Origin of the sequence: Streptomyces sp. NPDC086077 (assembly GCF_040686175.1) — a bacterium.
Taxonomy (GTDB): Bacteria; Actinomycetota; Actinomycetes; order Streptomycetales; family Streptomycetaceae; genus Streptomyces.
Genome location: NZ_JBFBJT010000208.1, coordinates 1 through 9,429 on the forward strand (window position 1 = coordinate 1; position 9,429 = coordinate 9,429).

10 protein-coding genes are annotated in these 9,429 nt (G+C 71.3%); 9 read left to right on the forward strand and 1 reads right to left on the reverse strand.

What is annotated here, in order from left to right; translation table 11 throughout:
- Positions 1–159: 159 nt before the first annotated feature.
- The 4 genes from AB0O67_RS34440 to AB0O67_RS34455 all read left to right on the forward strand — a co-directional run bounded on the left by AB0O67_RS34440 (position 160) and on the right by AB0O67_RS34455 (position 3,693).
- Positions 160–813 carry a response regulator transcription factor gene (locus AB0O67_RS34440; protein ID WP_365459051.1) on the forward strand — a complete coding sequence of 218 codons (654 nt, stop codon included), beginning with the start codon at positions 160–162 and terminating at the stop codon, positions 811–813.
- A 6-nt stretch (positions 814–819) separates the two neighbouring features.
- Positions 820–2,052 carry a HAMP domain-containing sensor histidine kinase gene (locus tag AB0O67_RS34445; RefSeq protein ID WP_365459054.1) on the forward strand — a complete coding sequence of 411 codons (1,233 nt, stop codon included), beginning with the start codon at positions 820–822 and terminating at the stop codon, positions 2,050–2,052.
- Positions 2,053–2,444: 392 nt separating this feature from the next.
- A complete protein-coding gene (locus tag AB0O67_RS34450; RefSeq protein ID WP_003993510.1) occupies positions 2,445–2,741 on the forward strand; it encodes a DUF4193 domain-containing protein in 297 nt (98 codons plus the stop codon).
- Between the two features lie 13 nt (positions 2,742–2,754).
- On the forward strand, positions 2,755–3,693 hold the full coding sequence (locus AB0O67_RS34455; protein ID WP_365459058.1) for a hypothetical protein: 939 nt from the start codon (positions 2,755–2,757) through the stop codon (positions 3,691–3,693).
- A gap of 30 nt (positions 3,694–3,723) precedes the next feature.
- On the opposite strand, the gene AB0O67_RS34460 is transcribed toward AB0O67_RS34455, so the two are convergent.
- Complete coding sequence (locus tag AB0O67_RS34460) at positions 3,724–4,194, reverse strand: DUF3093 domain-containing protein (RefSeq protein WP_365459061.1); 471 nt, start codon at positions 4,192–4,194, stop codon at positions 3,724–3,726.
- Positions 4,195–4,252: 58 nt separating this feature from the next.
- On the opposite strand from AB0O67_RS34460, the gene AB0O67_RS34465 reads away from it, so the two are divergent.
- The 5 genes from AB0O67_RS34465 to AB0O67_RS34485 form a co-directional block, all read left to right on the forward strand.
- A complete protein-coding gene (locus tag AB0O67_RS34465) occupies positions 4,253–4,837 on the forward strand; it encodes a hotdog fold domain-containing protein (RefSeq protein ID WP_365459064.1) in 585 nt (194 codons plus the stop codon).
- Positions 4,834–5,385 (forward strand): dUTP diphosphatase, encoded by a 552-nt coding sequence (dut, locus tag AB0O67_RS34470; RefSeq protein ID WP_365459067.1) that lies wholly within the window; start codon positions 4,834–4,836, stop codon positions 5,383–5,385. Before AB0O67_RS34465 ends, dut begins: the two co-directional genes overlap by 4 nt.
- A 1-nt stretch (position 5,386) precedes the next feature.
- Positions 5,387–6,151 (forward strand): DUF3710 domain-containing protein, encoded by a 765-nt coding sequence (locus tag AB0O67_RS34475; protein ID WP_365459069.1) that lies wholly within the window; start codon positions 5,387–5,389, stop codon positions 6,149–6,151.
- Positions 6,152–6,378: 227 nt separating this feature from the next.
- Complete coding sequence (locus AB0O67_RS34480) at positions 6,379–8,919, forward strand: ATP-binding protein (RefSeq protein WP_365459072.1); 2,541 nt, start codon at positions 6,379–6,381, stop codon at positions 8,917–8,919.
- The coding region (locus AB0O67_RS34485; protein ID WP_365459075.1) for a response regulator at positions 8,913–9,429 on the forward strand (517 nt) is incomplete at its 3' end. The genes AB0O67_RS34480 and AB0O67_RS34485, both read left to right, overlap by 7 nt.

The window sequence follows — 9,429 nt, forward strand, 5'->3', positions numbered from 1 at the left end:
CCAAGGTCGGCCCGCGCTCCGCCCCAGCTGCCGCTTCCCCGCCTTACTGCCGACTTATGGCCGAAAAGGGCAGGATGGAGGTCCACACACCCCCGAAGACCCCCCTGCTCGCGTGCGCCCGCCGGCGCTCCGTGGGGGGACACAGGAAGGACAAGCCACGTGCGCGTACTCGTCGTCGAGGACGAGCAGCTGCTCGCCGATGCGGTGGCCACCGGACTGCGCCGGGAGGCCATGGCCGTCGACGTCGTGTACGACGGTGCGGCCGCCCTGGAGCGCATCGGCGTCAACGACTACGACGTGGTCGTCCTCGACCGCGACCTCCCGCTGGTGCACGGCGACGACGTCTGCCGCAGGATCGTCGAGCTGGGCATGCCCACGCGCGTGCTGATGCTCACGGCGTCGGGCGACGTCAGTGACCGGGTCGAGGGCCTGGAGATCGGCGCCGACGACTACCTCCCGAAGCCCTTCGCGTTCAGCGAGTTGACCGCACGCGTGCGTGCCCTCGGCCGCCGGACCAGCGTGCCGCTGCCGCCCGTCCTGGAGCGCGCCGGGATCAAGCTCGACCCGAACCGCCGCGAGGTCTTCCGGGACGGCAACGAGGTGCAGCTCGCGCCGAAGGAGTTCGCCGTCCTGGAGGTCCTGATGCGCAGCGAGGGCGCGGTCGTCTCGGCCGAGCAGCTCCTGGAGAAGGCCTGGGACGAGAACACCGATCCGTTCACCAACGTGGTGCGTGTGACCGTCATGACCCTGCGCCGCAAGCTGGGCGAGCCGCCCGTCATCGTGACCGTGCCCGGCTCCGGCTACCGGATCTGACCGGCGGTGGCCGCGCACCCCGCGCCTCCCCAGGCGCCCCCGAAGCCGACCTGGGACCCCAGGAAGGCAGCCCCTCCGTTCCCGCTCCTGCGGCCGACCATCCGGATACGGCTCACGCTGCTCTACGGCGGCATGTTCCTGATCGCCGGCATCATGCTGCTGTCGATCATCTACCTGCTCGCCGCGAACGCCATGAACGTCGGCAGTGACCTGCCGTTCAAGATCCTCTCCGGCCAGGTGGCCAGCGAGACCTGCAACTTCCCGGGGTCGCCGACCGCGTCCGAGCTCAACCAGGCCATGAACGCCTGCGTCAACGAGCAGCGTCAGCACGCCCTGGACAACCTGCTCAGCCGCTCCCTGCTCGCGCTCCTCGGTCTCGCCGTGATCGCCTTCGCCTTCGGCTACGCGATGGCCGGCCGCGTCCTGTCGCCCCTGGGCCGGATCACCCGCACCGCCCGCGCGGTCGCCGGGTCGGACCTGTCCCGACGGATCGAGCTGGACGGCCCGGACGACGAGCTCAAGGAGCTGGCAGACACCTTCGACGACATGCTGGAGCGGCTTCAGCGGGCCTTCACCGCCCAGCAGCGCTTCGTCGGCAACGCCTCCCACGAGCTCAGAACGCCGCTCGCGATCAATCGCACGCTCCTGGAAGTCCACCTGTCCGACCCCGGGGCGCCCGTGGAGCTCCAGCAGCTCGGCAAGACGCTGCTGGCCACCAACGAGCGCAGCGAGCAGCTCGTGGAGGGCCTGCTGCTGCTCGCCCGCAGCGACAACCAGATCGTCGAGCGGGGGCCCGTGGACCTCGCCGAGGTCGCCTCGCAGGCCATGGACCAGGTGCACGCCGAGGCGGACGCCAAGGGCGTCCAGATGCGGGGCACACGCGAGCCCGCGGTCGTCCAGGGCAACGGCGTCCTGCTGGAGCGGATCGCCCTGAACCTGGTGCAGAACGCCGTGCGGTACAACGTCCCCGAGGGCGGCTGGGTCGAGGTCACCACCGAGATCCAGCACGGCCAGGCCGTCATGGTCGTCGCGAACACCGGGCCGGTGGTGCCGGCGTACGAGGTCGACAATCTCTTCGAACCCTTCCGGAGGCTCCGCACGGAGCGCACCGGCAGCGACAAGGGCGTCGGTCTCGGTCTGTCCATCGTCCGGTCCGTGGCCCGGGCGCACGGCGGGCACATCGCGGCTCGGCCCCGAGAGGGAGGCGGTCTCGTGATGCGCGTCACGTTCCCGATCTGAGACCCTGGGCGACACACCCGAGGATGTTCGCTTTGCGCGGAATTCTTGGGGCACTCATCCGGTGGTCCTATGTGTGATCGATCACAAAGCCGATTTTCCAGCTATCTACTCTCCGTGATCATGAGAGTCCGGTAAAGCCCGGAAAATCCGGGTTTTCCGGGGCCTTGATCACGGGAAGTACACGGTGGGACCCCTTTGAAGTGCGGCAATCGGACCGTGTACGGTCCCGATCGCCATCCAAGCCGATCACTCATGAGGAGTTCGGTTGGGTGTCGATTGAGTAACAGACCTTGATGTGAGGCAAAATCTCCGCCTCGGGTCGGGCACAAGTCCGGCCTCTCACGCGTTACGTGCGCTGGAGACACCGCAGACACCCGGAGGGGGAGAGCGACATGGCAACCGACTACGACACCCCACGCAAGACCGACGACGACGTCGACTCGGACAGCCTTGAAGAACTGAAGGCCCGGCGGAACGACAAGTCCGCCTCGGCCGTCGACGTCGACGAGTTCGAGGCCGCAGAGGGCCTCGAGCTTCCCGGCGCAGACCTCTCGAACGAGGAATTGGCGGTCCGCGTACTACCCAAGCAGCAGGACGAGTTCACCTGCATGAGCTGCTTCCTGGTGCACCACCGCAGCCAGCTGGCCAGGGAGAAGAACGGTCAGCCGATCTGCCGCGACTGCGACTGAGGCGGGGTCGGCCGTGACTGGCTCGACCCCACCTCGGAAGCGCCGCTTCCCCTGGGGAGCGGACTCAGGGCCGTCCGACGGCCCTAACGGCGTGCGTGACGACGAGCGAGGCTCTTCCGGTACGGGGCAGGTCCCCGCCGGCTCGGCCTCGCTCGAACCCGCCGGTGACCGGGCTGACCTCCCGGTGCCGGCGCAGGGCCCCGCACCCGTCGCCCGGCGACGGGCGGCGGTGATCCGGGACAGAGCCCGGGACCTGGCGAAGGAAGGCGTCCGTAAGGGCGGCCGGCACGCCAGGGCCGGCCTCGGGTACCTCGCCGACCGGCTCATCGAGATCGCCCCGCGGATCCCCGTACGGGACCTCGCGACGCTGCGCAGGCAGTTCCCGGGCCTCGGCCCCGAACAGCTCGCGGACAAGCTCGTCGCGGGCGCGGCGAACGCGTCGGCGACGGTCGGGGCGGGCGTGGGAGCCGCGGCGATGCTGCCCATTCCGCCCGCGATGCCCACGGAACTGGCCGCGGAGATCACCGGGGTCGCGGCGATCGAGCTGAAGCTGATCGCCGAGCTACACGAGGTCTACGGCGTGCGGCCGGCGGGCAACCTCAAGGACCGCAGCAGCGCCTACCTGAAGTCGTGGTCGGAGGAGCGCGGCATCGACCCCATGAAGCCGAACACGGTCAACGCCGCTCTCGGCGGGCAGATGAAGCGCGAGCTGCGCCAGCAGATCATGAAGCGCATGGTGCGCAACCTGCCGAATCTGATGCCCTTCATGGTGGGCGCCGCGGTCGGCGCGGCCATGAACCGGCGGGACACCAAGAAGCTCGCCGCCCGGATCAGGGCGGACCTGCGGAAGATGCAGGTGCCCTGGGACCACCTGACGGAGCTGCCGCCCCTGGAGCGGCCCCCGGACGCGTTGCCGATGGAGAACGGCCGGTACAGGGAGCTCGGGCACTGAGCGGCCCCTGACAGGCCACCCTGGTGCCGCCTACGCGGCGGCGGCCGCTTCTCGTGCCGCCCTGATCGCCTCAGCCAGCCGCTGCGGCTCGCGCGTCGACAGGTACAGGTAGGGCGTGGGGTCCGCGGGGTCGCTGACCTCGACCCGAAGGGCCGTGGGGACGTAGGCGCGCAGCAGCATGAACGCACGGGTGTCGGCCTTGTGCGTGCGCCAGGCCCGGGCCTCCTCCGGGCTCAGGATCTCCGCCTCGCCCAGCGCCGTGACCGGGATCTTCGCCTCGCCCGCGATCAGGGCGCCGCCCACCACGCGGATGCGGACCGAGCCGTACGAACTCGCCGCGACCGCCGCGGTGGCCGTCCCGCCGACCAGACCGCCCAGCGTCGGCAGTGTGCCGAAGGGCAGCAGGATCAGGGCGAGTGAGACCCCGGCCAGGAAGCTGATCAGCCACCAGGAGCGGGGCGCGGTGAGGCGTTCTTCGTAAGGGGCGGCGGAAAGCTGCATGACGTCAAGCTTGGCACGGTGTCCGCGCGCCCCCGACGCGCGGGTAAGGTCTGCGGCTGTGAGTGGTACATCCCCAGCTCTGACGCCTCCCGCCGACGCGACGAAGCCCGTGCGGCACGCCGACGCCCCCGCCCCCGGTGAGCTCCTCGGCGCGCACTACGGCCAGTGCTTCGGCTGCGGCGGCGAGCAGCCGCACGGGCTGCACCTGGAAGCGCGGGCCGGCCAAGGGGTGTCGATCACCGCCGAGTTCACCGTTCGGCCCGAACACCAGGGCGCCCCCGGCCTCGCGCACGGCGGGGTGCTCGCCACGGCCCTGGACGAGACGCTCGGCTCGCTGAACTGGCTGCTGCGCACCATCGCCGTGACCGGCCGGCTGGAGACCGACTTCGTGCGGCCGGTGCCGGTGGGCACCACGCTGCACCTCGCGGCCGAGGTGACCGCCGTGGCCGGACGGAAGATCTACTCCTCGGCCACCGGACGCATAGGCGCCCCCGACGGCCCGGTCGCCGTCCGCGCCGACGCCCTCTTCGTCGAGGTCAAGGTCGATCACTTCATCGACCACGGCCGCGAGGAGGAGATCCAGGCCGCCATGAACGACCCCGACCAGATCAGGCGCGCCCGCGCCTTCGAGGTGAACCCGTGAGCCGCGACCCCGTGAACGTGCTGATCCGGCGCGTCGACGCGGACGTACCGCTTCCGACGTATGCGCACCCCGGTGACGCGGGAGCCGATCTGCGGACCACCGAGGCCCGTGAACTGGCGCCCGGAGAGCGGGCCGTGCTGCCGACCGGGGTGTCTGTCGCACTGCCTGACGGGTACGCGGCCTTCGTGCACCCACGTTCCGGTCTCGCCGCCCGCTGCGGTGTCGCCCTGGTGAATGCCCCAGGGACGGTTGATGCCGGGTACCGTGGGGAGATCAAGGTGATCGTGGTGAATCTCGACCCGCGCGAGAGCGTGCGGTTCGAGCGCTTCGACCGGATTGCCCAACTGGTCGTCCAGCAGGTCGAGAGGGTCCGCTTCCAGGAGGTCGCGGAGCTTCCCGACTCGGTGCGGGCCGAGGGGGGCTTCGGGTCCACCGGCGGCCATGCCGCGGTGGGCGACGAGAGCGGCACAAGCGGTCATGCCGCCGTCGGCGGCAAGGCGGGTGGGAATCGATACGCTTCGGTCGTATCCGACCGGGAAGGACAGTGACGTGTTCGGACGTCGCAACAAGAAGGGTGCCGCCGAGGACGCGGCCGGCGAGGCCGAGCAGGTCGTCGACAGCGTCGAAACTGAGGCGGACGAAGAGGTCGGGCGCGAGCGGATGCGGCTGGAGCCGGAGCCGCGTCCCGACGGACCGTGGGACAGCACCGAGGTGCGGGACGCGGCCGAGGGCCGGGTCGACCTGGGCGGGCTGCTGGTGCCGGGAGTCGACGGCATGGAGCTGCGGGTAGAGGTCGCCGGTGACGCGATCGTCGCGGCGACCGTGGTCCTGCGGGACAGCGCCATCCAGCTCCAGGCCTTCGCCGCTCCCAAGCGCGAGGGCATCTGGGGCGAGGTGCGCGAGGAGATCGCCGGCGGCATCACCCAGCAGGGCGGCATCGTCGACGAGGTCGAGGGCCCGCTCGGCTGGGAGCTGCGCGCCCAGGTGCCGGTGCAGCTGCCGGACGGCACGGGCGGCTTCCAGGTCGTCCGGTTCGTCGGTGTGGACGGCCCCCGCTGGTTCCTGCGCGGTGTGATCTCGGGGCAGGGCGCGGTGCAGCCGCAGGCGGCCGGGCTGCTGGAGAACATCTTCCGGGACACGGTCGTGGTCCGCGGTGAGGGCCCGATGGCCCCCCGCGACCCCATCGTCCTCAAGCTGCCGAACGACGCGCAGATGGTGCCCGAGGGCGTCCAGCAGGACGACCAGGGCAACTCGCGCTTCTCCGGCGGCATGGGGCAGCTCCAGCGCGGACCGGAGATCACCGAGGTCCGCTGACCGGAGGCAAAGGCGAGGGCCGCGTCCCGGTGGGGGTGCGGCCCTTTCGCGTACGGCTGTCCGCGCGTGCCGGTGTCCGGTGCGCCGCAGCCGGTGCCCGCCGTCCGGTGCGTCAGGGTTCTGTCAAAGGCGCCCTCCGGCCCCCTGCCTGTCCGCTTTGCCCGGAACGTTGGCCGTAAGGTCGACGCTGCGTACGCAGCATTTTGCGGAAGACGGACAATGAGGCCATGGCACGCGGCAAGCTTCGGATCTACCTCGGCGCGGCACCGGGGGTGGGCAAGACGTACGCCATGCTCTCCGAGGCCCATCGCCGGGTGGAGCGCGGCACGGACTGCGTGGTGGCCTTCGTCGAGCACCACGACCGGCCGCGGACCGAGGTGATGCTGCACGGCCTGGAGCAGGTCCCGCGCAAGCGGCTGGAGTACCGCGGCGGGACCTTCGCCGAGATGGACGTGGACGCCGTCCTGGCCCGCCACCCGCAGGTCGCGCTGGTGGACGAACTCGCCCACACGAACGTCCCGGGCTCGCGCAACGCCAAGCGCTGGCAGGACGTCGAGGAGCTGCTCGCGGCGGGCATCCATGTGGTGTCGACCGTCAACATCCAGCATCTGGAGTCGCTCGGCGACGTGGTGGAGTCGATCACGGGGGTGCGGCAGCAGGAGACGGTGCCCGACGAGGTGGTACGGCGGGCGGATCAGATCGAGCTTGTCGACATGTCGCCGCAGGCGCTGCGCCGGCGTATGGCGCACGGGAACGTCTACCGGCCCGACAAAGTGGACGCGGCGCTGTCGAACTACTTCCGGCCTGGGAATCTGACCGCGCTGCGGGAGCTGGCGCTGCTGTGGGTGGCGGATCGGGTCGACGAGTATCTGAAGCAGTACCGCAGTGAGCACCGGGTGTCGAAGATCTGGGGTTCGCGGGAGCGGATCGTGGTGGGTCTGACGGGCGGTCCGGAGGGGCGGACGCTGATCCGCAGGGCGGCGCGGCTGGCCGAGAAGGGCGCCGGGGGCGAGGTGCTGGCCGTGTACATAGCGCGCAGCGACGGGCTGACGGCGGCGTCGCCGAAGGAGCTGGCGGTGCAGCGGACGCTGGTGGAGGACCTCGGCGGGACGTTTCATCATGTCGTCGGGGACGACATACCGGCCGCGTTGCTGGAGTTCGCGCGGGGTGTGAACGCCACGCAGATCGTGCTGGGCTCCTCGCGGCGCAAGACCTGGCAGTACGTCTTCGGGCCGGGCGTCGGCGCGACCGTGGCCCGGGAGTCCGGCCCCGACCTGGACGTGCACATCGTGACGCACGACGAGGCGGGTAAGGGGCGGGGACTTCCCGTCGCCCGCGGCGCGCGGCTGGGGCGCGCCCGGATCATCTGGGGCTGGGCCGTCGGCCTGGCCGGTCCGGTGATCCTCGCGGTGGTGCTGAACACCGTCGAGCTCGGCCTCGCCAACAACGTGCTGCTGTTCCTGGCGCTGACGGTGGCGGCGGCGCTGCTCGGCGGGCTGCTGCCGGCCCTCGGTGCGGCGGCCTTCGGATCGTTCCTGCTGAACTACTTCTTCACCCCGCCCCTGCACCGGCTGACCATCTCCGACTCCAGGAACATCGTCGCGTTGGTCATCTTCGTGGCCGTCGCGGTGTCGGTGGCGTCGGTGGTGGACCTCGCGGCCCGGCGCACCCACCAGGCGGCCCGGCTGCGGGCGGAATCGGAGATCCTGTCCTTCCTCGCGGGCAACGTGCTGCGCGGCGAGACCAGCCTGGAGGCGCTGCTGGAGCGGGTGCGCGAGACCTTCGGCATGGAGTCGGCCGCGCTGCTGGAGCGCGAGAGCGACGTCGACCCGTGGACCTGCGTGGGCCGCGTGGGAGTCGGCGGGCCGGTGGAGCGTCCGGAGGACGCGGACGTGGACATGCCGGTCGGGGACCACCTGGCGCTGGCGCTCACCGGACGGGTGCTGCCGGCGGAGGACCGCCGGGTGCTGGCCGCGTTCGCCGCCCAGGCCGTGGTTGTGCTGGACCGCCGCCGGCTCCAGGAGGAGGCCGACCGGGCCCGGGCGCTGGCCGAGGGCAACCGCATCCGCACCGCGCTGCTGGCCGCCGTCAGCCATGACCTGCGTACGCCCCTGGCCGGGATCAAGGCGTCCGTCTCCAGCCTGCGGTCGGACGACGTGGCGTGGTCCGAGGAGGACCGGGCGGAGCTGCTCGAAGGCATCGAGGCGGGCGCCGACCGGCTCGATCACCTGGTCGGCAACCTGCTCGACATGTCCCGCCTGCAGACCGGCACGGTCACGCCGATCGTCCGCGAGATCGACCTGGACGAGGTCGTGCCGATGGCGCTGGGCGGCGTACCCGAGGGCAGCGTGAGCCTGGACGTGCCGGAGAGCCTGCCGATGGTCCGGGTGGACGCCGGGCTGCTGGAGCGGGCGGTGGCGAACATCGTGGAGAACGCCGTCAAGTACAGCCCGGACGGTACGCCCGTGCTGGTCGCCGCCAGCGCCCTCGCCGACCGCGTCGAGGTGCGCGTCGTGGATCGGGGCCCCGGGGTGCCGGACGATGTGAAGGAACGCATCTTCGAGCCGTTCCAGCGGTACGGCGACGCCCCGCGCGGTGCCGGGGTCGGTCTCGGCCTCGCGGTCGCCCGCGGCTTCGCGGAGGCGATGGACGGCACCCTGAACGCCGAGGACACACCCGGCGGCGGCCTCACCATGGTCCTCACCCTGCGCGCGGCGACGCGTCCCGAGACCCTCTCCGTACCTTCAGAAAGGCAGGCCTCATGGTGAGTTCCACTGGGGGGGCTCCCCAGACCCCCAGAGTGCTCGTGGTCGACGACGAGCCGCAGATCGTGCGCGCGCTGGTGATCAACCTCAGGGCACGCAAGTACGAGGTCGACGCGGCCCACGACGGGGCGTCCGCCCTCCAGCTCGCCGCCGCCCGCCACCCTGACGTCGTGGTCCTCGACCTGGGGCTGCCCGACATGGACGGCGTCGAGGTGATCCGGGGACTGCGCGGCTGGACCCGGGTGCCGATCATCGTGCTGTCGGCGCGGCACTCCTCCGACGAGAAGGTGGAGGCGCTCGACGCCGGCGCGGACGACTACGTCACCAAGCCGTTCGGCATGGACGAGCTGCTCGCCCGGCTGCGGGCCGCCGTGCGCCGTGCCGAGCCCGCCGGGACCGGTGAGGACGAGGTGGTCGTGGAGACGAACGAGTTCACCGTCGACCTCGCCGCGAAGAAGGTCAACCGGGGCGGCCGGGACGTACGGCTGACGCCCACGGAGTGGCATCTGCTGG